We start from the raw sequence: 22,242 nt of genomic DNA on the forward strand, positions 1-22,242 counted from the left end.
AGGTCGTCACAGGGGGTGACGGCTGCGTGAGGCGGCGGAAGAGCGCCTAGTCTTCGCGCTTGGGCTCAGATTTGGCCTCTGGTTCGGGCCCATCCCCAAGGTGGCCGCGCAGATCGGTGCCGGTGGTGGCGTAGATCTGGAGCAGCGTATCAAAGGTGATGCCGCTCTCTTGCGCAGCCCGCAGCGGCCCGGCGTGGGGAAACAGGGCAGGCCGGTCGGTGGGCCCGGCGGTGGTGAGCATGCAGGGCGTGGGTTGGCGCGGCGCGGTGCCGGGGAGGGCATTGGCCAGCACGGCCTCGCATCCGTCAAAGGGCGGAAAGGGCGGCAGGGTGGCGGCCGAATGGGCCTCGAAATGCTCGCGCGCCACCATCGCCCATGGCCCGAAGCAGAAGTAGCCATCATGCCCCCGGATCGGCACGGGGAGGATGCAGCGGATAAAGTAGGAGTCTCCCAAGCGGCAGAGGTCGGTCGTCAGCCGGTCGCGGCCGTGCTGCATCAGGACTTCGCCGGTCTCGCCGCGATTGCCGTGGGGCCAGACATCGGGGTGATCGAAGCCAAGGTCGATCAGGCCGGGAGAGGCGATGCCGCAGCAGGGGCAGCGATAGTCGGGGTCGAGGAAGTTGGCCCAGCGTGGGTCATGGTCCAGCGCCGGGTCGGCGCCAGCGGTTGTGAGCGCGTCGGAGAACCATTGGGGGGCGTTGAAGGCCATGGCAAAGATGTGGCCGCTCGGGCGGGAAGGGTCAAGCCGGGCGGCGCAGGCTGCCCTTGCGTTAATTGCGCGTGAATGCGGGGTGAATGTGCCGGGCCTGCGATGGCAAATGCGCGCCGGGCCGGGCAAAGCTGTTGGTGCAGGCCCGATATGGCCCGCGACTTTGTAAGCAAGCACGGCATTTTCAGCCAGTATTTCGAGTTTGATATTTGAAACCAGAAGATCCGGGCCTCCCCGACACCCGGACCCCGGGCCACACTCGCCCGACCCCAGAGAAGACCCCGGCATTCCTCCCCGTGGCCGGGGTCTTTTTCTGTCTGGCGCTCAGCAGCGCCGGAGCCGGACGGGGGGCTTGGGTGCACGGGCGAGCAGGCCCTTTGCTTCCAGATCGAGTTGCACGCATTTGAGCCACCATCCGGCGGTGTCGCCGCCGGGAAAGAGCGCTGCGTCGAGCCGGGGCAGGAGGGCGGCCTTGGCTTCGGGCACCTTCATACCCGGTGCCTCGCTGGGCAGGACGGCGAGGAGGGCTGCGCGCATATCGAGATATTTCGCGCGGTTCACGCGGCTGGTCTTGCCGGGGGTGTTGACGTTTTCGACCTCGATCTTCTCGTCGCTCATGGGGCCTCCTGCGCCGGGTGGGGGCAGGTTAGCCCAAGAGGATGGCCCGGCAAATGGCCCATCGGTGCCCGCAGTTTGCCATGCTTTGATGGTTTTCCTTCAGGGGAGAGAAAAAGAACGGCAGGGCCATGGCTTACGTGACAGACCCGGGGATGGACGTGAAAGTGGCGCGCGCGTTGCGGCGGGGGCGCAAGTCGCTCGTGCTGGCCTATCTGTTTTGGCTATTCTGCGGCGGCCTTGGGGTGCATCGGTTTTACCTTGGCGCATGGGTCACGGGCGCGGCGCAGGCGGTGCTGGTGCTGCTGGGGCTTGCGCTGGTGCTGGAGGGCGTTGGCCTGCCGATGCTCATGGCTTGGCTGGTCTGGTTGCTTATTGACGCGTTTTACATTCCGGCCTTGGCGCGCAAGCGAGTGTGGGTGTGAGCGCCCGGGACGGGATTTGCGCGGGCTTGCCCGGCCTGCGTCAGGCGTTCTGGCGGGCCTGAGCGAAGGAGAGCAGGCGGCGACGCTGCTCGCACCACAGGTGGAGGCGGGCGTTGCGCAGGCTTTCGCGGATGGTCATGCGATTGGCGATGGCCAGCTCGGCATGGTCGCGCAGCACCTCGGGCAGCCGGTAGAAGGGGATGCGGCTGTGAACGTGGTGGACGTGGTGGATGCCGATGTTGGCAGAGAGCCATTGTAGCCAGCCGGGCAGGATGTAGTGCGAGGAGCCGTGCAGGGCGGCGTCATGCAGCTGCCAGTCGGCCTCTTCTTCCCAATGGGTCGTTTCAAACTGGTGCTGGACGTAAAACAGCCAGACCCCGGCGGTGGCGGCCAGCAGAGTGGAGGGCAGGAAGATCAGCAGGATCGGGGCGAGGCCGCCGAAGTGCAGGATCAGGCCCAGCGCGGCAAGGATGGCGGCGTTGGTGGCCATGGCGCTGACCCAGTAGCGTGCCTTTGCGAGCAGGCCGAGGGGCAGGCGGTTTTGCAGGAAAAACAGGTAGCCCGGGCCGAGGCCGAAGAGCACCAGCGGGCTGCGGTAGAGCCGGTAACGCAGGCGGCGCAGGGGCGAGGCGGCTTGATACTCGGCCACGGTGAGCGTGTGGATGTCGCCGATGCCACGCCGCGACAGGTTGCCCGAGGCGCTGTGGTGCATCGAGTGGGTGCGGCGCCAGACATCGTAGGGCGTGAGGGTGAGGACGCCGAGCACGCGGCCGAGCCAGTCTGACAAAGTGCGATTGTCGAAGAAGGCACCGTGGCCGCAATCATGCTGGATGGCGAAGAGGCGCAGGAGGAAGGCGGCGTTGCAGAGCGACAGCGCAAGGGTGAGCCAGTAGCTATAGGAGAGCGACCACCACGCGAGCGCCCAGAGAGAGACAAAGGGGCCGATGGTGACGCCCAGCTCGAAGAGCGAGCGGGAGGGGGTGGAGGCGCGGTAGCGGGACAGGATCGAAACCCAGTCTTTTGCGGCCCGGGGGGCGGAGTCGTGCTGGGGAGAATGCGCCTGATCTGTCATGTGCCTGCTTCTTGTGGTTGCCTGCGGACATAGAGGATTGCGGGGGCTTTGGAAACGAGTCCTTTCATGAAAGGCGAGAGAGGGAAGGCGGGGGCGGGATGGCCGAGTTCGACGTTGCGATCGCGGGGGCGGGGATTGTTGGGGTGAGCGCGGCGCTTTGGGCGCGGATGCGGGGCCTCAGCGTGGTGTTGATCGACCCGGCGGCGCCCGGCTCGGGCACCAGCTATGGCAATGCCTGCACGCTGGCGACCTATGGCTGCCTGCCGGTGAACGACCCCGCTGTGCTGCGCGACCTGCCGACGCTGCTGTTTGGACGGGACAGCCCGCTTTCGATCTCGTGGCGTCATGCGCTGCGCCATCCGCGCTGGATGCTGACTTTCTTGGCGAATTGCCGTGCGGGGCCATCGGGGCGGATTGCGGCGCAGCTTGCGACCTTGCTGGCCCATGCCGACGGCGGGCTGAACCCGCTGATCGAGGCGGCGGGCGCGCAGGATTTGGTAAAGGCGCGGGGGCAGCTCACGGTTTGGTCGACGGGCAAGGCGGGGGAGGCGGCAGAGGCCGGGCTGGCGCGGCGGCGGGCGCTTGGGGTGAGCTGGCGCGAGGTGAGCGCTGCGGAGGCGCGCGAGATGGAGCCGGGGCTGGTGCTGCCGGTGGCACGGGCGGTGCTGTTCGACGACGCGCGGCATGTGAGCGACCCTGAGGCGCTGGTGCAGCGCTTTCATGCGCGGTTCACGGAGCTGGGGGGCGAGTCGGTGGTGGCGCAGGTCAGCGAGATGCGGGAGCGTGGCGATGGGGTGGAGGTGGTTGCGGGAGGGCAGGTGATTGGCGCGGGGCGTGCGGTTGTGGCGGCGGGGGCGTTTTCAGGCCGGATCGCGGGCGCAGGGACGGCGCGACTGCCGCTGGGGACGGAGCGGGGCTATCACTTGCAGTTCGGGCACGATGTTCGGCGTGTGGCCCGCCCGGTGGGCTGGGCTGAGGGGGGCTTTTACGCCTCACCTATGGCACGCGGCACGCGGCTGGCGGGGACGGTGGAGATTGCCGGGCTGGAGGCTGCGGCGAACCGAGGGCGGCTGGCGTATTTGCGACGCAGGGGCGAGGAGATGCTGGGGCCGCTGCCGGGGCCGGAGAGCGAGTGGCTGGGGTTTCGCCCGACGCTGCCGGATTCGCTGCCGGTGATCGGCGTGCGCCCGGGGGCGGAGCGGATCATCCATGCGTTTGGGCACCAGCATCTCGGGCTGACGCTCGGCGGGGTGACCGGGCGGATCGTGGCGGATTTGGCGGAGGGGCGGCAGCCGAATATCGACATCAGCGGGCTGCGCGCGGATCGGCGGTTTTGGGGGGCCTAGGGATGGTGGGCAGATTGCCTACCCTACGTGAAAACGCGGGCCTGGTTGGGCCCGCGTTTTTTGTTTTTTGTCCGGTGTTTAGGCGGATTTGGCGAGGTTGCGCAGCACGTAGTGCAGCACGCCGCCGTTTTCGATGTAGTCGATCTCCACAGCGGTATCGATGCGGCACTTGAGGGTGATTTCCTTGGTGCTGCCATCGGCCATGGTGATCTCTGCGGGAACCTCTTGCAGCGGCTTGACGCCGACGAGGCCCTTGATCGAGACGGTTTCTTCACCGGTGAGGCCCAGCGATTTGCGGGTGTCGCCGCCGGTGAACTCGAAGGGGATGACGCCCATGCCGACGAGGTTGCTCCGGTGGATCCGCTCGAAGCTCTCGGCGATCACGGCCTTGACGCCCAGAAGCGCGGTGCCCTTGGCGGCCCAGTCACGCGAGGAGCCCGCGCCATACTGTTCGCCGCCGAAGATCACCAGCGGGGTGCCCTGATCCTGATAGGCCATGGCGGCATCGTAGATCGAGGTTTGCTCGCCATCGGGGCCTTTGGTGTAGCCGCCTTCGACGCCATCCAGCATCTCGTTCTTGATGCGAATGTTGGCGAAGGTGCCGCGCATCATGATTTCATGGTTGCCGCGGCGCGAGCCGTAGGAGTTGAACTCGCGGACCGGCACCTGACGCTCGGTGAGATACTTACCGGCCGGGGTGGTTTCCTTGAAGGAACCGGCGGGGGAGATGTGGTCGGTTGTGACCATGTCGCCCAGCAGGGCCAGCACCTTGGCGCCTTCGATGTTTTCGATGGCGTGGGTGTCCATGGTGATGCCTTGGAAGTAGGGCGGGTTTTGGACGTAGGTGGAGGTTGCGGGCCAGTCGTAGGTCTGGCTGTCGGTGGTCTCCACGCCCTGCCACTTCTCGTCGCCTTTGAAGACGTCGGCGTATTTGGACTGGAAGGCCTCGCGCGTCACGGTCTGCTCGACGAGATCGGCGATCTCTTTCTGGGAGGGCCAGATGTCTTTGAGGTAGACGGGGTTGCCGTCCTTGTCATTGCCGAGCGGCTCGGTGGTGATGTCGATGTTCATGTCGCCCACCAGCGCGTAGGCCACCACGAGCGGCGGGGAAGCGAGGTAGTTGGCGCGCACGTCGGGGCTGATGCGGCCCTCGAAGTTGCGGTTGCCCGAGAGCACCGAGGTTGCCACCAGATCGTAGTCGTTGATCGCCTTGGAGATCGGCGCTTCGAGCGGGCCGGAGTTGCCGATGCAGGTGGTGCAGCCGTAGCCGACGAGGTTGAAGCCGATGGCGTCCAGATCCTCTTGCAGGTCGGCGGCTTCGAGGTAGGCCGACACGACCTGGGAGCCGGGCGCAAGCGAGGTTTTGACCCAAGGCTTGCGGGTGAGGCCCTTTTCGCGCGCCTTGCGGGCCACGAGGCCGGCACCGATCATCACGTAGGGGTTGGAGGTGTTGGTACAGGAGGTGATCGAGGCGATCACGATGGACCCGTCATGCAGCTGGTAGCTGCCATCGTCGGTTTTGTACCAGCCCTTCTTGTGGTTGCCGGTGTCACCGGGGATGTCTTGCGGCTCGGGCGCGCCGCCTTCACCTTCCCAGCGGACTTCTTCCTTGGCGGAGGCATCCTTGGCGCCGCGCAGCCCTTCGATGAACTTGGCGAAGGCAGGAGCGGCAGCATCCAGCGCGATGTAATCCTGCGGGCGCTTGGGGCCGGAGATGGCGGGAACGATGGTGCCCATGTCGAGCGACAGGGTGTCGGTGTAGACCGGGGCGTAATCGGCACCGCGCCAGAAACCGTTTTCCTTGGCGTAGGCCTCGACCAGCGCGACGCGGTCTTCGGAGCGGCCGGTGTTGCGCAGGTAGCGGAGGGTTTCGTCGTCGATCGGGAAGAAGCCACAGGTGGCACCGTATTCGGGGGCCATGTTGGCGATGGTTGCCCGGTCGGCCAGCGGCAGGGTGTCGAGGCCGTCGCCGTAGAATTCGACGAACTTGGAAACGACGCCTTTCTCGCGCAGCATTTCGACGACCTTCAGCACGAGGTCGGTGCCGGTGGTGCCTTCCATCATCTTGCCGGTCAGCTCGAAGCCGACGACTTCGGGGATCAGCATGGAGATCGGCTGGCCGAGCATGGCGGCCTCGGCCTCGATGCCGCCCACGCCCCAGCCGAGAACGGCGGCGCCGTTGACCATGGTGGTGTGGCTGTCGGTGCCGACGAGCGTGTCGGGGTAGGCGACTTCAACGCCGTTCTGGTCTTTGTCGGTCCAGACGGTTTGCGCCAGATACTCGAGGTTCACCTGGTGGCAGATGCCGGTGCCCGGCGGCACAACGCGGAAGTTGTTGAACGCGCTCTGGCCCCACTTGAGGAAGGTGTAGCGCTCCATGTTGCGCTCATACTCTCGGTCCACGTTCATCTGGAAGGCGCGCGGGTTGCCGAACTCGTCGATCATGACCGAGTGGTCGATTACGAGGTCGACGGGGTTGAGCGGGTTGATCTTTTCGGGGTCGCCACCCAGCGCGACGATACCGTCACGCATGGCGGCGAGGTCGACCACGGCGGGGACGCCGGTGAAGTCTTGCATCAGCACGCGGGCGGGGCGGTAGGCGATTTCGCGGGGGTTCTTGCCGCCCTTGGTGGCCCATTCGGCGAAGGCCTTGATGTCATCGACCGAGACGGTCTTGTCATCTTCGAAGCGCAGCATGTTTTCCAGCACCACCTTGAGCGCGGCGGGAAGCTTGGAGAAGTCGCCCAGACCGGCGGCCTCGGCGGCAGGGATCGAATAGTAATCGACCGACTGGCTGCCGACGGTGAGTGTTTTGCGGGTTTTGGAGGTATCGTGGCCGACGGTGATTGGCATGGGGGGCTCCCTTGGCTTTGGGTGGCTGCACTTGGCCTTCCCTTACGCTGCAAGCGCGGGGGCTTGCAAGGATGATTGGGGTGGCCAGCTCGGTTTTTGTATACCATTGCACACAATTGGGGCGCAAGGGGGCGGCGCGCTTTGTCACATCTCTCGCGTTTCGTTGATTGGCGCTTGCGCGGGGGAGGGGATAAACCGGAAGGCAGGGATGACATTGGCAGGTTAATATGGCCTTGAAATCAGGCATGAAAAAGCTCTTTGGGGCAATGGCTCTATATGTGGGGCTGGCGGGCATCGCGGTTGCGGAGCAGCCGGTTGTGGTGGAACTCTACACCAGCCAGGGCTGTTCGAGCTGCCCGCCGGCTGATGAAATTTTGGCCAAGCTTGCAAAGAAACCGGGCGTGATCGCGCTGGCGCTGCATGTGGACTACTGGGACTACATTGGCTGGAAAGACGCCTTTGCCCGCCCCGAGCACACCAAGCGGCAGAAGGGGTATGCGCATCAGGCGGGCGCGCGCACGATCTATACGCCGCAGATGGTGATTGGCGGGGTGGATCACGTTGTTGGCGCGCGGCCGATGGATGTGGTGGACTTGCTGGGCACCCATAAGGCGCGCCCGGCGGTGATGCAGCTTCGGGCGCAGCGCGTGGGCGAGGAGGTGGCCATTGATGGCACCCCGCCCCAGCCTGCACAGGGAAAGCTGGTGGTGCAGCTTGTGCGTTACACCCCGGAAGAGACCGTGGCGATCAAGCGCGGTGAAAACGCCGGGCTGACCATGAGCTACCATAACATCGTGCGCGACTGGCAGGTCTTGGGCGAGTGGGACGGGGAAACCGCGCTGGAGTTGCAGGTTGCCGCCCCGGGAGAAGCCCCGGCGGTGGTGATCGTGCAGAAGGCCGGACCGGGCGAGATCATAGCCGCGGCGCGTGTGAAGTAGGGGGCATTTTGCCCTGAGAATATGGCTGACGAGCTGTCAGCGCTGGACTCACCAAGGCAAACACCGGCTGGAACTGTGCGGAAATCCGCACAGATGCGCGGGTGGCGTGTGTGGGAAAGGGGACGCTGGTGCGGGTGGCACTTTGCGGGCCTTTGCGGAAAATCTTTCAAATCAAATGTTTATGCCGCTCGCCGCGCGCCTTTAAGCAAGGGCTTGCCGGGCGCGCTTGGTTGGCATTTGTCTCGAGCAGGCGCTGGGAGGCGCTGAACCGAACCAAATGTCTGGGAGGACATCCACATGAAATTCGCGACCCTTTCCGCCACCGCTGTGGCGCTGGTCCTGTCTGCCGGTGCGGGCTTTGCTGCCTGTGACGATGGCGAGATTGTCATCAAGTTCAGCCACGTCACCAACACCGACCGCCACCCCAAGGGCATCGCCGCCAACCTGCTCATGGAGCGGGTGAATGAAGAGATGAACGGCAAGGCCTGTGTTGAGGTTTACCCCAACTCCACGCTCTACAACGATGATCAGGTGCTGGAAGCGATGCTGCAGGGCGATGTGCAGCTGGCCGCGCCTTCTCTGTCGAAGTTTGAGACCTTCACCAAGCAATTCCGCATCTTTGACCTTCCGTTCATGTTCAAGAACATCGACGCGGTTGACGCCTTCCAGACCTCCGAAGCCGGTGAGGCGATGAAGAATTCGATGCAGCGCCGGGGCCTGCAGGGCCTTGAGTTTTGGCACAACGGGATGAAGCAGTTCTCGGCCAACAAGCCGCTGGTCGAGCCGGGCGATGCCGCTGGCCTGAAGTTCCGCGTGCAGCCTTCCGATGTGCTGGTGGCCCAGATGGAAGCGCTAAACGCCAGCCCGCAGCCGATGGCCTTCTCGGAAGTTTACGGCGCGCTGCAGCAGGGCGTTGTGGACGGGCAGGAGAACACCTGGTCGAACATCTATGGTCAGAAGTTCTTTGAGGTCCAGGACGGCACCACCGAAACCAACCACGGTGTGCTCGACTACCTCGTGGTGGCCTCGGTCGACTGGCTCGACAGCCTCGACGCCGATGTGCGCGACCAGCTGCTGACCATTCTTGAGGAAGTGACCCAAGAGCGGAACGCAGCCGTTGGGCAGGTGGACAAGGAAGCCCGTCAGGCGGTGCTGGATGCAGGCGGCGAGATCCGCGAGCTGACTCCAGAGCAGCGCCAGATGTGGGTGGATGCGATGAGCCCGGTGTGGGAGCAGTTTGAAGGCGACGTGGGCGCCGACAACATTGCCGCCGCGCAGGAAATCAACGCGTCGATGTAAGCAGAGCAGGGGAGTCCTCCGCGCGCCATGGGCGGGCGGGGGGCGTCTCTACGGTATCCTGTGATACCTTGCGGTTCAGCAATGGGCGATGAACCTTCCCCCCGGTGGGCCGACTGGCCCCGAGGGAGACATCAGGAGGACCCCCAGGATGAATAGAACGCTGAACACCGCCACAGCCGTGGCCGTGGCGCTTTGTGCCGTGACCCAAGCTGCCATGGCCGCCGGAACCGAAGGCTGTGACGACGGCGAGACCGTTATCAAGTTTGCCCATGTGGTGAACACGGATCGCCACCCCAAGGGCATTGCCGCGAGCCTGCTGCAGAGCCGCGTAAACGAAGAGATGGATGGCACCGCCTGTATGGAGGTGTATCCCAACTCGACGCTCTACAATGACGATCAGGTGCTGGAGGCGATGTTGCAGGGCGATGTGCATCTGGCCGCGCCGTCGCTTTCAAAATTCGAGACCTTCACCAAGCAGTTCCGCATTTTCGACCTGCCGTTCCTCTTTGCCAACATGGAGGCCGTGGACGCCTTTCAGCAAAGCGAGACCGGGCAGGCGATGAAAGAGGGCATGACCCGGCGCGGCCTTCTGGGGCTGGAGTTTTGGCACAACGGGATGAAGCAGATCTCGGCAGATGTGCCGCTGGTGGAGCCGAGCGATGTGGCCGGGCTGAAGATGCGGGTGCAGCCTGCCGAGGTGATCATCGCGCAGATGGAGGCCTTGGGGGCCAGTGCCCAGCCGATGACCTTCTCGGAGGTCTACGGCGCGCTGCAGACCGGCGTTGTGGATGGCCAGCAGAACACGTGGTCGAACATCTATGGCCAGAAGTTCTTTGAAGTGCAGGACGGGATCACCGAGACAAACCACCTGCTGCTCGATTACATGGTGGTGACTTCGGTGGATTGGTGGGACTCGCTTGAGCCTGCCGTACGCGACCAGTTTTCGCAGATCCTGCGCGAGGTGACGGAAGCCCGCAACGGCGAGAGCGAGCGGGTGAACCAGGACGCCAAGCAGGCGATCATCGACGCGGGCGGCACGGTGCGGGAGTTGACCGCCGAGCAGCGCCAGCGCTGGGTTGAGGCGATGCTGCCGGTTTGGAAGCAATTTGAGAGCGACGTTGGCGCCGAGAACATCGAGGCCGCGCGCAAGATCAACGAAGAGATGATGTCGGGCGGGTAAGCCGCGCGACGGCGGCCGCGGGCAGGGGCCTGCGGCCGCCATACAGACAGGGGGAAATGGGGATGTCGCAACAGCACGACCTGCCGGTGGGCGGGTTTAGTCGATGGGTCAACAGCGTGGAGGAGTCGGTGATTGCCGTGCTGCTCGGGCTGATGACGCTCATCACCTTTGTCAACGTCGTGCTGCGCTACGGCTTCAACGACTCGCTGATCTGGGGGCAGGAGGTGGTGCTGATCCTGTTTGCGTGGCTGGTCCTGTTCGGGATTGCCTATGCCTTCAAGATCACCGCGCACCTTGGCGTGGATGCGCTGACTGCCATGTTGCCGAAGAAGGGTCAGCGGGTGCTGGCGCTGCTTTCGGCGGCGGCCTGCCTGATCTATGCCTTGCTGCTGATGAAGGGCGCGTGGGATTACTGGGCCCCCTTTGCCGGGTTGCCACCAACCGAGGGCCGCTGGTTTCCGACCGGGATCGACTGGGGCGCGCGCAACAACAGCTTTTACGTGACCGACCAGGTGCCGATGCTGGAGTGGCTGCGCTGGCTGGAGCCGCTCACCCTGAACAAGGGCTACCCCGAGGCCGAGTGGGAGCATTATGACAAGCTGCCCCGGTTTATTGCCTATGCGATGCTGCCCATTGCGGTGGCGCTGATGCTGTTTCGCCTCGTGCAGGCGACCATCCGTATCATCACCGGCAAGCAGGACAGCCTGATCGTGAGCCATGAGGCCGAAGACGAAGTGGCCGCCGTGGCTGCCACCCATGGCGAGGAGCAGAAATAATGGATGTCGTTCTTCTCTTCGTGATGATCATCGGGTTGCTGATGATCGGGGTGCCGATTGCGGTGTCGCTGGGCCTTTCGTCGATGGTCTTTTTGCTGGTGCTTTCTGACACCTCGCTGGCGAGTGTGGCGCAGAGCCTCTATCAGGCGATGGCGGGGCATTACACGCTGCTGGCCATTCCCTTCTTCATCCTCGCATCCAGCTTCATGAGCACGGGCGGGGTGGCCAAGCGGATCATCCGCTTCTCGATTGCCTGCGTGGGGCATCTGCGCGGTGGCCTCGCCATTGCCGGCGTCTTCGCCTGCATGCTCTTTGCCGCGCTTTCGGGCTCGTCGCCCGCAACCGTGGTGGCCATCGGCACGATCGTGATCGCGGCGATGAAGCAGGCGGGCTACACCAAGGAATTTGCCGCCGGGGTCATCTGTAACGCGGGCACGCTGGGCATTTTGATCCCGCCGTCGATCGTGATGGTGGTTTATGCCTCGGCCACGGATGTTTCGGTCGGGCGGATGTTTCTGGCCGGGGTCATTCCGGGCCTGCTGGCGGGCGTGATGTTGATGGTGACCATCTACGTGATGGCCGTGATCAAGAATATGCCTGCGGGCGAGTGGAAGGGCTGGGGCGAGATTGCCCGCAGCTTTGGCGAGGCCTTTTGGGGCTTGATGCTGATCGTCATCATCATGGTGGGGATCTACGGCATTCCGGGGATCACCAAGGCGATTTTCACCCCGACGGAAGCGGCGGCTGTGGCCTCGGTCTATGCCTTTATCGTGGCGGTCTGGGTCTATCGTGACATGGGGCCCTTGGCGGAGCGCGAGGGGGTGGCCAAGTCGAGCCTGCTGAAGAAGCCTTGGGCGCTGCTCACCGCGTTTGTGCACCGCGACACCCGGCACACGCTGTTTGACGCGGGCAAGCTGACGGTGACGCTGATGTTCATCATCGCCAATGCGCTGATCCTGAAGCATGTGCTGACCGATGAGCAGATCCCGCAGCAGATCGCGGGGGCGATGCTGAGTGCGGGCTTCGGGCCGATCATGTTCCTCGTGATCGTCAACATCATCCTGCTGATCGGCGGGCAGTTCATGGAGCCATCGGGGCTGATCGTGATCGTGGCGCCGCTGGTGTTTCCGATTGCGCTGGAGCTGGGGATCGACCCGATCCACCTTGGTATCATCATGGTGGTGAACATGGAGATCGGGATGATCACGCCGCCGGTGGGGCTGAACCTCTTCGTGACGAGCGGCGTGGCCGGGATGCCGATGATGAAGGTGGTGAAGGCGGCGTCTCCCTTCCTGGCGGTGCTCTTCGTCTTCCTGCTGATGATCACCTACATCCCGCCACTCTCTACGGCGCTGCCCAATGCGTCGAGCCTGGGGCCGCAGATCCGCTGTGATCCGATGCCATCGGACACGCTGGAGCGCGCTTATTGTGAAGCGCGTCAGTAAACAGTGACGGAGTTGAGAGGGGGCTGCCTGCGAGGGTGGCCCCCTTTTTACTGGCCTCGGGGAGGGAACCATCGGGCTGGCGGGGCGTCCTTCTATGAAAGGAGGAGTGCCTGATGTCCGAGAAAGCCCCCGGCTGGGTCGTGCCCGTGATGAGAGCGGGCTACTTTGCCCGCGCCTTGGTTTACAACGTCGTGGGCGGGCTTGCGCTCACCGCCGCGATCAAGGGCGGGGAGGCGGAGGGCACCACGGATGCGCTGGCGGATTTGCAGGGGCACTGGTGGGGCACGCCGCTGCTGTGGCTCGTGGCGGTCGGTCTCTGGGCCTATATGGCGTGGCGGTTGATCGACGCCTGGATGGACCTTGAGGATTATGGCCACGAGGCAGAAGGGATCATCGCGCGGACAGGGTTGGTTGTGACCGGGGTGATCCACGGGGCGATTGGCGTTTCGGTTGCCGGGTTGGCGCTGCGCGGTGGTGAGGGCGGCGGCGGGGGCACCGAGAGTGCGACGGCCAAGCTGATGGCCATGCCATTTGGGCCGTGGCTGGTTGGCGCGGTTGGGCTGATGACGGTCGGGGCCGGGATTTACTATGGCTACAAGGGGCTTGCTGAGAAATACAAGGCGCATATCCGGGTGACGCCGGTGGCCGAGCGGTTGGACCCGGTGATGAAGTTCGGCTGCATTGCCGAGGGGGTGGTGATTGGCGTGATCGGGGTGCTTATCTGCTTTGCCGCATTGGCCTCCGATCCGCAGCAGGCGGGCGGCGTGGGCGAGGCGCTGGGCCAGATCCGCGCGGCCCCGTTTGGGCGGGTGATGCTGGGGGTGGTGGCCATTGGGCTGATCGCGTTTGCGGTAGAAAACGCGGTTGAGGGCCTTTACCGGGTTATCCCGCGCCGCGACGGGAAGGACGTGATGACGCTGGCCCGGCGGGCGAAGATGAAGGCGGAAGGGACGCTGGCGGCGGCGGATTGAGGTGTGAGCGGTAGGCCGGGCGTGGGATAGTTCCGGACACCGCGTGCCATACACGGCGGTGGGCTACAGCGTGGATCTCACCAAAGCTGGGCCTGTCAGGCAGTGCGCCTTAGCCGCGGCGATTGGCGGGGCGGCTGTCGGGGAGGCGGATGCGGGCGACCTGCTCGGCTATGGGATCGACCGAGAGCGGGTGGATCTCTTGCCGGTGCTCTTCGGCATCGCCGAGATCGCGCCATGCGCCGCTCTTGTAGATTTCAAGCGCGCCGTAGCTGGCCTTGTAGCCCATCTTCGGCGAGCCGGGCACCCAGTAGCCGAGGTAGACATAGGGCAGGCCGGCTTCGCGGGCGATGTTGATGTGATCGAGGATGATGTAGCGGCCGAGTGAGTGCTTTTCCATCGTCGGCTCGAAGAAGGAGTAGACGAGGCTGACGCCATCGGCCAGCACATCGGTGAGGCAGACGGCCACCAGCTGGTCTTCACCGGTGTCGTTCTCTGCGGCCTCGGCGGGCAGGTGATATTCGACCACCCGGCTCTTCACCGGGGTTTCCTCGATCATCGCGGCGAACTCGAAGATATCCATATCGGCCATGCCGCCGTCGGCGTGTCGCTGATCGAGGTAGCGGCGAAAAAGCGCGTATTGCTCCTCGGTGGCCCAGGGCGAATTGGCCTTGCGGGTGAGCATGGCGTTGCGCTTGGTCACCCGTTTCTGGCTCTTGGTCGGCTCAAAGTCTGCCACGCGGATACGGGCGGACATGCAGGCCGAGCAATCGGCGCAGGAGGGGCGGTAGAGAACGTTTTGGCTGCGGCGGAACCCCTGCTGGGAGAGCGTATCGTTCAGCTTTTCGGCGCCTTCGCCCTGCAGCGCGGTGAAGAGCTTCCGCTCCATCCGGCCCTCAAGGTAGGGGCAGGGTTGCGGGGCCGTCACGTAGAACTGGGGCGCGATGGGAAGTGTGTGGCGCAAGGGGAGGCAGCGTGCGGTTATTGAGGTTCAGAGGTGACGGTAACAGTGTGATGACGTCGCGCCAAGCCCCCAGAAACAGTGAGGCGGTGTGAGATGCTGCCCTGCAGCGACACGCGCACCTCAGCGGCGGGCGGCGGCGCGGTTGATCGCGACGCTGCCGAGGAGATGGTCGCCAAGGCTCTGACGGCGGGATGTTGTCAGCATCAGCACAACAGATATGACCTGCACGAGGAAGGTGGAGATGGCCACCGAGTAGACCAGCGTGTGGATGAAGGCCTCGCCCAGCCCGAAGCGCTCGCCGCGGTGGGTGCGCATTTCGAGGGACATCAGCCGCATGCCCCATGTTGCCGAGCCGGAGGCCAGCGTGATGGTGCGGTAGGCAAAAGAGATCACCAGCCAGAGCAGCGGGTAGAAGAAGAGCCCGGTGAAGGCGGTGAAGGGGAGCACCAGCAGGGTTACGAGGAAGATCATCACCCCGTCGACGAGCCACGCAAAGAAACGTTTGGCGGGCGTATCGGCGTAGAACTCGGGCGCAAGGTCCGGGTCGGGGAGGGCGGTGGTGATGTTGTCCATCGTGGACATCTGGGGTGTCTCCTGACGATTTGAAAGGGGCCCGCCGCCCGGGGGGAGGGAGCGGCGGGCCGTTGGTGGGACAACGCGGGGGAGGCGTGCCCCGTTCCGTGGACGTTTGGCTTAGCGGGGCTCGGTGAGCGCGGGTTCGTCGCTGTCGCTGCTCTTCTCGCCATCGTCCGAGGATTGGGCGGCTGTTGCGCGGTCATCCATGAAGGCGTCGAACTCTTCCTTGTCCTTGGCGGCGCGGAGCCGTTCGAGGAACCCTTCGAAGGCTTCCTGCTCGTCTTCGAGGCGGCGCAGGGTTTCGGCCTTGTAGCTGTCGAACGCCGTGTTGCCGGAAGAGCGGAAGCCGTGGCGACGGTTCATCCGGTGGGCGTCATGGGTGTGAGAGCGCCTTTGGGCGCAGCGGCCAGAAAACATGCGTTTGCTCCAGATCATATAGGCGAGAAGGGCGAGTCCGAGGGGCCAGAAGAAGATGAACCCCAGCACCATGGCTGCGATCCAGGCTCCCTTGCCACGCTCGTCCAGCCAGCCTTCGGCACGGGCGAACCAGCCGGGCTGGTGCGTGACGGCGGCGGTTTGGGCGGTGTTCATCAGGGTATCTCCGTTTGTTTGCGTATGTGAATGTCTTTCACATTATGAGAGATGGGGGTGGGGCGCGGGGGCTTCAAGGGGGAATGTGAATGTTTTTTACATTTGGCCCGAATGTGCTGTGGGCGTTGGGGGTTTTGGGGCTGGAGATCCTCGGGTCAGGCCCGAGGATGACGGGGCTAGGACGTGAGAGAGCCGCGTGTATGGCCGGGGGATGACCGCGCCTAAAGGGTGAAGTCGGCGGCTTCTGCCTTTGCCAGCCGAGCCATGGTCTGAGGCGCGATCTCGAAGATGTGGCGGGGGGTGCCGGCGGCGGCCCAGACCTGCTCGAACTCCAGCAGGCGCGGATCAAGGAAGGCGCGGGGCGCGGTGAGGTGGCCGATGGGGGCAACGCCGCCGATGGCGAAGCCGGTGATCTTGCGCACGGCGGCACCGTCGGCGCGGGTGAGGGGCTCCCCCGCGGCTGCGCTGGCCTTGGCCGGGTCTACCTTATTTCCGCCTGCGGTGAGGAAGAGGTAGAGCGCGCCACTCTCTTCTCCGGCGAAGATGATCGACTTGGCGATCTGGTCGATCTCGCAGCCAGCGGCGGCTGCAGCCTCGGCGGCGGTGCGGGTGCTTTCGGGCATTTCGCGGGTGGTATCTGGCAGGCCTGCGGCTTGCAGCGCGGCGCGGACACGTTTGAGGGATTTGGACATGGGGCCTCGGGTGGTGGGGTGGTGCCCACCCTACGGAGCGGCCCGGCAGGGGCAAGAGGCGTTGACCGGAGGGCGCGGGCGGGGGATGAAGGCGGCATGACATTTGCCAGCCAGATCACCCGTTTGCCGATTGCCGTTGACCAAGGCGCCGCTGCCACCGCGCGGGAGGCGGCAGGCTGGGCGACGGGGCAGGTGGCCGAGTTGATCGGCGGCGCGGCGGGCTCGGCCCCGTATCTCGCCGGGTTGATCGGCAAGGAGGCCGAATGGCTGGAAACGGCGCTGGCCGCGCCGGTGGATCAGGTGGTGCCGGGGGTGCTCGCCGCAGCTGCCGCAGAGGGGGACGTGGCGGTGGCGCTGCGGGTGGCAAAGCGGCGGTTGGCACTGTTCACGGCGCTGGCCGATCTGGGCGGGGTCTGGCCGCTGGAGAAGGTGACAGGCGCGCTCACCGAGCTGGCTGACTGCGCCGTGCAACTGGCTTGGCGGCGGGCGTTGGAGCGGGAAGCGGCGCGGCGCAAGTCGGCGCTGGAGCCGGGCGATGTGGATGACGACCTCTGCGGTATCTTCGTGCTGGCCATGGGCAAGATGGGCGCGCATGAGCTGAACTATTCCTCGGACATCGACCTCATCGTGCTGTTCGATCAGGATCGCTGGCCGGAGCGGGACTTTCATGAGCTGCGCACCAGCCTCGTGCGAGCCACCCGCGAGGCGGCCAAGACGCTGAGTGACAACACGGCGGAGGGCTATGTCTTCCGCACCGATCTGCGGCTCAGGCCCGATCCGAGCGTGACGCCGGTGTGCCTGAGCATGGAAGCCGCAGAGCGTTATTATGAGAGCCTTGGGCGCACATGGGAGCGGGCGGCGCATATCAAGGCGCGGGTTTGCGCGGGGGATCTGGAGGCGGGGGCGGGCTATCTGGAGCGGCTGAGGCCCTTCATCTGGCGCAAGCACCTCGACTTTGCCGCCATTCAGGACGCCCATGACATGCGTTTGGCGATCCGCGAGCATAAGGGGCTGTACGGCACGGCGCTGGAGGGGCGCGACCTGAAGCTGGGGCGTGGCGGCATTCGGGAGATCGAGTTTTTCACCCAGACCCGGCAGATCATTGCGGGCGGGCGCGACCCGGAACTGAGGGTGCGCGGCACGGTGGACGGGCTGGCGCGGCTGGCGGAGAAGGGTTGGGTTGGCGAGGCCGAGGCGGCGCAACTGGCCGAGGATTACCGGGCGCACCGGGAGTTGGAGCATCGGATTCAGATGGTGCACGACCAACAGACCCATGCGCTGCCCAAGGATGCCGAGGGCATTGAGCGGGTGGCGCGGCTGGCGGGCGAGGGGGACACAGAGGCCTTTCGGGCGCGGCTGGAAGAGCGGCTGGAGCGGGTGGCAACGCTGGCCGAGGGCTTCTTTGCACCGGGAAAGAAGCGTAAGGGCGAGGGGGAGCCGGAGTGGAGCGAGGGCGCGCGCGAGATCATGGCGCGCTGGCAGGGCTATGCGGCCTTTCGCTCGACCCGCGCGGGTGAGCTCTTTGCCCGGATTCGCCCGGAGCTGATGACCCAGCTGGGCGGCGCGGCGAAGCCGGAGGAGGCGCTGGGGGCCTTTGACGGCTTCTTGCGGGGCCTGCCAGCGGGGGTGCAGATTTTCTCGCTTTTCGCCTCCAACCCGCAGCTCTTGGGGCTGATCGTGGATATCTGCGCCACCGCGCCGGAGCTGGCGGAATACCTCAGCCGGAACGCGGGCGTGCTGGATGCGGTGATTGGCGGCGATTTCTTTGCCGATTGGCCGGGTGTGGAGGTGCTTGACGCGGCGCTGCGCGAAGAGATGGCGCGGGCCGGGGATTATGAGGGCAAGCTCGACACCGCGCGGCGCTGGGCGAAGGAGTGGCATTTTCGGATTGGGGTGCATTTGCTGCGCGGCCATGCCTCGGCGCTGGTGGCAGGGCAGCAATATGCGCTGCTGGCCGAAGCGGTGCTGCGCGCGGTTTATCCAGTGGTGGAGGCCGAGCACGCAAGGCGGCATGGGCCAGCACCGGGACGGGGCGCTGTGGTGCTGGGCATGGGCTCGCTTGGGGCGGGTTGGCTCAATGCCCGCTCGGACCTCGACCTGATCGTCATCTACGACGCGGCCGGTGTGGAGGCGAGCGAGGGCAAGCGCCCCCTTACCGCAGGGGCGTGGTATGCGCGGCTGACCAAGGCGCTGGTGACGGCGCTCACCGCGCTGATGGCCGAAGGGCGGTTGTATGAAGTGGATATGCGGCTGCGGCCCTCGGGCAACTCGGGGCCGGTGGCGACCTCTCTGGCCGCCTTTGCCGCCTATCAGCGCAAGGAAGCGTGGACATGGGAGCATCTGGCGCTCACGCGGGCGCGGGTGATTTGCGGCGCGGAGGTGTTGGCGGGCGAGGTGGAGGCGGTGCGTTGCGAAGTTTTGGCCGCCCGCCACGACCGGGCCAAGGTGCTGGCCGATGTGGCCGAGATGCGGGCGCGGATCTTTGAGGCCAAGCGCCCCGAAGGCGGGCTGGAGGCCAAGATTGGCCCCGGGCGGATGCAGGACATCGAACTCGCGGCGCAGGCGGCGGCCTTGCTGGGCGGGGTGCCCGCGCGGCGGTTGGCGGACCAACTTGCGGCGGGCGCGCTTTGCGACGGCACCGATGTTTTGGCCCGCTCCTATGCCTTGATGCAGCAGGTGCAGGGCTGTGCAAGGCTGCTCAGCGAAGGGCCGCTGGAGGTGGAGGGCATGGGCGAGGGCGCGCGCGCATTGCTGGCCCGCGAGACCGGGGTGGAGCCGGTTGAGGCGCTTGCGGGCCGCATGGATGAAGCCGCCGCAGCGGCGGCAGAGGTGATTGAACGGGCGCTGGATGGCGCCGGAAAGGAAGGCTGATGGCACAGATCGACGATACCGCGCGCTTTGACCACAAGGGGCTGATCCGCGAGGCCTATCGGATGGAGGGTGTTGGCCCCGGCGAGGCCCGGAGCATCTTTCTGGATTGGGCGCTCAGCCTGCCGGATGAGACCGAGCAGAGCATGGCGCTAAGCTCGCTCTATGAGCATTACGGGCGCAGCGCGCCGGAGCATCCGATGTCGGTTGTGCTGAAGGAGGCGATGGAGGCCGATATGACGCCGAAGCGGCGCGGAGGATGGCGCGGGCGGCGCGATTAGAGCTCTTGGGGGCCTCGCTGCGCTCGGCAGATGGGCCGCTTCGGCTACGCCTCATCGGCCCGGTGTGCCCCGCATTTGGCGGGGCGCCGGTGGTGGGTGCGCAATGGATATTTTCAGCAAAAAAATGAAGCAGTTGCGCGCTGCTCCTCAGGTCAGCGCGGGAGCGCAGCGGCCTCTTTTGCCAGTGCGGTGATGCCCGCCCAATCGCCGGATTTGACCTTGTCGCCGGGAGCCACCCAGCTGCCGCCGACGCACATCACGTTGGACAGGCTCAGGTAGTCGTTGGCGTTTTTCAGGCTGACGCCGCCGGTGGGGCAGAAGCTGATCTGCGGGATCGGAGCGCCGATGGCCTTGAGCGCGGGGGCGCCGCCTGAGGCTTCGGCGGGGAAGAACTTCATCGCGGTATAGCCGCGCTCCAGCAGGGCCATGGCCTCGGTGGCGGTGGCGGCGCCGGGGAGGAGGGGCAGGCCCTCGTCTTCGCAGGCTTGGAGCAGCGTGTCGGTTGCGCCGGGGCTGACGCCGAACTTGGCCCCTGCGGCGACGGCGTTTTTGACGTCTTCGGGGGTGAGCAGGGTGCCAGCACCCACGACGCCGCCTTCGACCTCGCTCATGGCGCGGATCACGTCGAGCGCGGCGGGGGTGCGCAGGGTGACTTCAAGCGCGGGCAGGCCGCCTGCGACCAGTGCCTTGGCGAGCGGGGCGGCATGGGCGGCGTCATCGACCACCAGCACCGGAACCACGGGCGCCAGGGTGCAGATTTCTTTTGTTTTCACAGAGGCTTCGGCGGCATTCATGATGTGATCCTTCAAGTGTCAGACGACGACAGCGGCGCCTTCGTCGGAGGTGCCGACGGTTTGGCGGAAGGCCTCGAACATCTCGCGGCCGATCCCGTATTTATTGGCGGTGAGGTCGGGCTGCACCGGGGTGCGGGCCTCCCATCCTTCGGCGAGAATATCGAGCGTTCCGGCGGTGGCGTCAACGCGAACGAGGTCGCCATCCTGCACCTTGCCGATCGGACCGCCCATTGCGGCCTCGGGGGTGACATGGATGGCGGCGGGCACCTTACCGGAGGCGCCGGACATGCGGCCATCGGTGACTAGCGCCACCTTCAGCCCGCGATCTTGCAGCACGGCGAGGGGCGGGGTGAGGCTGTGCAACTCGGGCATGCCGTTGGCCTTGGGGCCCTGGAAGCGGACGATGACCACGGTGTCTTCGGTGAACTCGCCGGCCTGGAAGGCTTTTTTCACGTCGTGCTGGTCGTTGAAGACGCGGGCCTTGGCCTCGATCACGTGGCGCTCGGGGGCGACGGCGGAGACCTTCATCACGCCGCGGCCCAGCGAGCCTTTCAGCTCTTTCAACCCGCCGGTCTTTTGGAAGGGATCGGTGGCGGGGCGGAGGATCTTTTCGTTCTGGCTTTCTTCGGCGGCGGGCTGCCACTTCAGCGCGCCATCCACCAGCTTGGGTTCTTCGGTGTAGCTGCCGAGGCCTTCGCCCGCGACCGTGAGCGTATCGTCATGCAGCAGGCCCTCGGAGAGCAGCTGGCGGATGAGGTATTGCAGGCCCCCGGCGGCGTGGAAGTGGTTCACGTCGGCCAGGCCGTTGGGGTAGACCTTGGCCATCAGCGGGATGGTTTCGGAGATGTCCGAGAAATCCTGAAGGTCGAGGAGCACGCCTGCGGCCCGCGCCATGGCGGGCAGGTGGAGCACGAGATTGGTGGAGCCGCCGGTGGCCATGAGGCCGACGATGCCGTTGACGAAGGCTTTTTCGTCAAGGATTTGCCCGGCGGGGCGATAATCATTCCCTGCCGCCGTGATCTCCAGTGCGCGCTCGGTGCCCGCCACCGTCAGCGCGTCGCGCAGGGGGGTGTTGGGGTTGACGAAGCTCGCGCCGGGCAGGTGGAGGCCCATGAACTCCATCAGCATTTGGTTGGTATTGGCGGTGCCGTAGAAGGTGCAGGTGCCGGGGCCGTGGTAGGAGGCCATCTCGGCCTCCATCAGCTTGTCGCGGCCCACCTCGCCGGTGGCGAACTGCTGGCGGACCTTGGCCTTTTCGTCATTGGGCAGGCCCGAGGTCATCGGGCCGGCGGGGAGGAAGATTGCCGGGATGTGGCCGAAGGTGGCGGCGGCGATGATGAGGCCGGGCACGATCTTGTCGCAGACGCCGAGGTAGATTGCGCTGTCAAAGCAGTTGTGGCTGAGGCTGACCCCGGCGGCCAAAGCGATCACGTCGCGCGAAAACAGCGAGAGCTCCATGCCGGGCTGGCCTTGGGTGACGCCATCGCACATGGCGGGCACACCGCCGGCCACCTGCGCGGTGGCGCCCTTGGCGCGTGCGGCCTCGCGGATGAGATCGGGGAAGCGCTCGAAGGGCTGGTGGGCCGAGAGCATGTCATTATAGGCGGTGACGATGCCGATGTTGGGCGCGGTGCCGCCCGCCAGAGCCGATTGATCCTGGCCCATCGGCGCATAGGCGTGGGCCTGATTGGAGCAGGAGAGATGCGCCCGCACCGGCCCGGCGTCGGCGGCTTTGCCGATCCGCTCAAGATAGGCGGAGCGCGCGTCGCGGGAGCGGGCAATGATACGGTCGGTGACTGCGGCGATGGTAGGATTGAGCGGCACGGGCTGGCCTCCGGGGGCTTGGCGAT

At 65.6% G+C, this 22,242-nt stretch carries 20 protein-coding genes; 10 read left to right on the forward strand and 10 right to left on the reverse strand.

The window, feature by feature from the left end; translation table 11 throughout:
• Positions 1-46: 46 nt before the first annotated feature.
• Both FHY55_RS09385 and FHY55_RS09390 read right to left on the reverse strand, forming a co-directional pair.
• Positions 47-709 (reverse strand): DUF2199 domain-containing protein, encoded by a 663-nt coding sequence (locus tag FHY55_RS09385; protein WP_168222966.1) that lies wholly within the window; start codon positions 707-709, stop codon positions 47-49.
• A 324-nt stretch (positions 710-1,033) separates the two neighbouring features.
• A complete protein-coding gene (locus tag FHY55_RS09390; protein WP_140013944.1) occupies positions 1,034-1,327 on the reverse strand; it encodes a hypothetical protein in 294 nt (97 codons plus the stop codon).
• Positions 1,328-1,455: 128 nt separating this feature from the next.
• On the opposite strand from FHY55_RS09390, the gene FHY55_RS09395 reads away from it, so the two are divergent.
• Complete coding sequence (locus FHY55_RS09395; protein ID WP_140013945.1) at positions 1,456-1,749, forward strand: NINE protein; 294 nt, start codon at positions 1,456-1,458, stop codon at positions 1,747-1,749.
• A 40-nt stretch (positions 1,750-1,789) separates the two neighbouring features.
• On the opposite strand, the gene FHY55_RS09400 is transcribed toward FHY55_RS09395, so the two are convergent.
• Positions 1,790-2,821: a fatty acid desaturase gene (locus tag FHY55_RS09400; RefSeq protein WP_140013946.1), complete on the reverse strand. Its 1,032-nt coding sequence runs from the start codon at positions 2,819-2,821 to the stop codon at positions 1,790-1,792.
• A gap of 98 nt (positions 2,822-2,919) precedes the next feature.
• Between FHY55_RS09400 and FHY55_RS09405 the strand changes: the two genes are divergently transcribed.
• Positions 2,920-4,167, forward strand: coding sequence for an FAD-binding oxidoreductase (locus FHY55_RS09405; RefSeq protein ID WP_140013947.1), 1,248 nt, complete (start codon positions 2,920-2,922; stop codon positions 4,165-4,167).
• A 78-nt stretch (positions 4,168-4,245) separates the two neighbouring features.
• Here FHY55_RS09405 and acnA read toward each other — a convergent pair whose 3' ends face one another.
• Positions 4,246-7,020, reverse strand: coding sequence for an aconitate hydratase AcnA (gene acnA, locus FHY55_RS09410; protein ID WP_140013948.1), 2,775 nt, complete (start codon positions 7,018-7,020; stop codon positions 4,246-4,248).
• Between the two features lie 245 nt (positions 7,021-7,265).
• Here acnA and FHY55_RS09415 point away from each other — a divergent pair, with 245 nt between their 5' ends.
• From FHY55_RS09415 to FHY55_RS09440, 6 genes are all read left to right on the forward strand, one after another.
• A complete protein-coding gene (locus FHY55_RS09415) occupies positions 7,266-7,958 on the forward strand; it encodes a thioredoxin family protein (RefSeq protein ID WP_140013949.1) in 693 nt (230 codons plus the stop codon).
• Between the two features lie 297 nt (positions 7,959-8,255).
• Positions 8,256-9,257, forward strand: a complete 1,002-nt coding sequence (locus FHY55_RS09420) for a TRAP transporter substrate-binding protein (RefSeq protein ID WP_140013950.1) — start codon at positions 8,256-8,258, stop codon at positions 9,255-9,257.
• 148 nt (positions 9,258-9,405) lie between these two features.
• A complete protein-coding gene (locus FHY55_RS09425; protein ID WP_140013951.1) occupies positions 9,406-10,437 on the forward strand; it encodes a DctP family TRAP transporter solute-binding subunit in 1,032 nt (343 codons plus the stop codon).
• 62 nt (positions 10,438-10,499) lie between these two features.
• On the forward strand, positions 10,500-11,213 hold the full coding sequence (locus FHY55_RS09430) for a TRAP transporter small permease (RefSeq protein ID WP_140013952.1): 714 nt from the start codon (positions 10,500-10,502) through the stop codon (positions 11,211-11,213).
• Complete coding sequence (locus FHY55_RS09435) at positions 11,213-12,658, forward strand: TRAP transporter large permease (protein ID WP_140013953.1); 1,446 nt, start codon at positions 11,213-11,215, stop codon at positions 12,656-12,658. The genes FHY55_RS09430 and FHY55_RS09435 overlap by 1 nt, the downstream gene beginning before the upstream one ends.
• A gap of 113 nt (positions 12,659-12,771) precedes the next feature.
• Entirely contained in the window at positions 12,772-13,629 is an 858-nt protein-coding gene (locus FHY55_RS09440; RefSeq protein WP_140013954.1) for a DUF1206 domain-containing protein, read from the forward strand.
• 109 nt (positions 13,630-13,738) lie between these two features.
• Here FHY55_RS09440 and FHY55_RS09445 read toward each other — a convergent pair whose 3' ends face one another.
• The 4 genes from FHY55_RS09445 to FHY55_RS09460 form a co-directional block, all read right to left on the reverse strand.
• The gene (locus FHY55_RS09445) at positions 13,739-14,590 is read right to left on the reverse strand and encodes an arginyltransferase (protein WP_140013955.1); all 852 of its coding nucleotides are present in this window, start codon (positions 14,588-14,590) and stop codon (positions 13,739-13,741) included.
• Between the two features lie 120 nt (positions 14,591-14,710).
• Positions 14,711-15,163, reverse strand: coding sequence for an RDD family protein (locus FHY55_RS09450; protein WP_140016064.1), 453 nt, complete (start codon positions 15,161-15,163; stop codon positions 14,711-14,713).
• 120 nt (positions 15,164-15,283) lie between these two features.
• A complete protein-coding gene (locus tag FHY55_RS09455) occupies positions 15,284-15,757 on the reverse strand; it encodes a DUF2852 domain-containing protein (protein ID WP_140013956.1) in 474 nt (157 codons plus the stop codon).
• A gap of 221 nt (positions 15,758-15,978) precedes the next feature.
• Positions 15,979-16,449: a YbaK/EbsC family protein gene (locus FHY55_RS09460; protein WP_140013957.1), complete on the reverse strand. Its 471-nt coding sequence runs from the start codon at positions 16,447-16,449 to the stop codon at positions 15,979-15,981.
• A gap of 96 nt (positions 16,450-16,545) precedes the next feature.
• Here FHY55_RS09460 and FHY55_RS09465 point away from each other — a divergent pair, with 96 nt between their 5' ends.
• Together FHY55_RS09465 and FHY55_RS09470 are read left to right on the forward strand one after the other, a co-directional pair.
• Positions 16,546-19,320 (forward strand): glutamine-synthetase adenylyltransferase, encoded by a 2,775-nt coding sequence (locus FHY55_RS09465; RefSeq protein WP_140013958.1) that lies wholly within the window; start codon positions 16,546-16,548, stop codon positions 19,318-19,320.
• Complete coding sequence (locus FHY55_RS09470) at positions 19,320-19,598, forward strand: hypothetical protein (protein ID WP_140013959.1); 279 nt, start codon at positions 19,320-19,322, stop codon at positions 19,596-19,598. The genes FHY55_RS09465 and FHY55_RS09470 overlap by 1 nt, the downstream gene beginning before the upstream one ends.
• Before the next feature lie 152 nt (positions 19,599-19,750).
• Here the strand turns inward: FHY55_RS09470 and eda are convergent, their stop codons facing one another.
• On the reverse strand, positions 19,751-20,392 hold the full coding sequence (gene eda / locus FHY55_RS09475) for a bifunctional 4-hydroxy-2-oxoglutarate aldolase/2-dehydro-3-deoxy-phosphogluconate aldolase (RefSeq protein ID WP_140013960.1): 642 nt from the start codon (positions 20,390-20,392) through the stop codon (positions 19,751-19,753).
• Positions 20,393-20,410: 18 nt separating this feature from the next.
• Positions 20,411-22,216, reverse strand: a complete 1,806-nt coding sequence (gene edd, locus FHY55_RS09480) for a phosphogluconate dehydratase (protein ID WP_140013961.1) — start codon at positions 22,214-22,216, stop codon at positions 20,411-20,413.
• Positions 22,217-22,242 lie beyond the last annotated feature (26 nt).

Origin of the sequence: Oceanicola sp. D3 (assembly GCF_006351965.1) — a bacterium.
GTDB lineage: Bacteria > Pseudomonadota > Alphaproteobacteria > Rhodobacterales > Rhodobacteraceae > Vannielia.

Coding starts and splice junctions, on each gene's coding strand:
- FHY55_RS09385 (WP_168222966.1), bottom strand. CDS start 709: ATGGCCTTCAACGCCCCCCAATGGTTCTCCGACGCGCTCACAACCGCT.
- FHY55_RS09390 (WP_140013944.1), bottom strand. CDS start 1,327: ATGAGCGACGAGAAGATCGAGGTCGAAAACGTCAACACCCCCGGCAAG.
- FHY55_RS09395 (WP_140013945.1), top strand. CDS start 1,456: ATGGCTTACGTGACAGACCCGGGGATGGACGTGAAAGTGGCGCGCGCG.
- FHY55_RS09400 (WP_140013946.1), bottom strand. CDS start 2,821: ATGACAGATCAGGCGCATTCTCCCCAGCACGACTCCGCCCCCCGGGCC.
- FHY55_RS09405 (WP_140013947.1), top strand. CDS start 2,920: ATGGCCGAGTTCGACGTTGCGATCGCGGGGGCGGGGATTGTTGGGGTG.
- acnA (WP_140013948.1), bottom strand. CDS start 7,020: ATGCCAATCACCGTCGGCCACGATACCTCCAAAACCCGCAAAACACTC.
- FHY55_RS09415 (WP_140013949.1), top strand. CDS start 7,266: ATGAAAAAGCTCTTTGGGGCAATGGCTCTATATGTGGGGCTGGCGGGC.
- FHY55_RS09420 (WP_140013950.1), top strand. CDS start 8,256: ATGAAATTCGCGACCCTTTCCGCCACCGCTGTGGCGCTGGTCCTGTCT.
- FHY55_RS09425 (WP_140013951.1), top strand. CDS start 9,406: ATGAATAGAACGCTGAACACCGCCACAGCCGTGGCCGTGGCGCTTTGT.
- FHY55_RS09430 (WP_140013952.1), top strand. CDS start 10,500: ATGTCGCAACAGCACGACCTGCCGGTGGGCGGGTTTAGTCGATGGGTC.
- FHY55_RS09435 (WP_140013953.1), top strand. CDS start 11,213: ATGGATGTCGTTCTTCTCTTCGTGATGATCATCGGGTTGCTGATGATC.
- FHY55_RS09440 (WP_140013954.1), top strand. CDS start 12,772: ATGTCCGAGAAAGCCCCCGGCTGGGTCGTGCCCGTGATGAGAGCGGGC.
- FHY55_RS09450 (WP_140016064.1), bottom strand. CDS start 15,163: ATGGACAACATCACCACCGCCCTCCCCGACCCGGACCTTGCGCCCGAG.
- FHY55_RS09455 (WP_140013956.1), bottom strand. CDS start 15,757: ATGAACACCGCCCAAACCGCCGCCGTCACGCACCAGCCCGGCTGGTTC.
- FHY55_RS09460 (WP_140013957.1), bottom strand. CDS start 16,449: ATGTCCAAATCCCTCAAACGTGTCCGCGCCGCGCTGCAAGCCGCAGGC.
- FHY55_RS09465 (WP_140013958.1), top strand. CDS start 16,546: ATGACATTTGCCAGCCAGATCACCCGTTTGCCGATTGCCGTTGACCAA.
- FHY55_RS09470 (WP_140013959.1), top strand. CDS start 19,320: ATGGCACAGATCGACGATACCGCGCGCTTTGACCACAAGGGGCTGATC.
- eda (WP_140013960.1), bottom strand. CDS start 20,392: ATGAATGCCGCCGAAGCCTCTGTGAAAACAAAAGAAATCTGCACCCTG.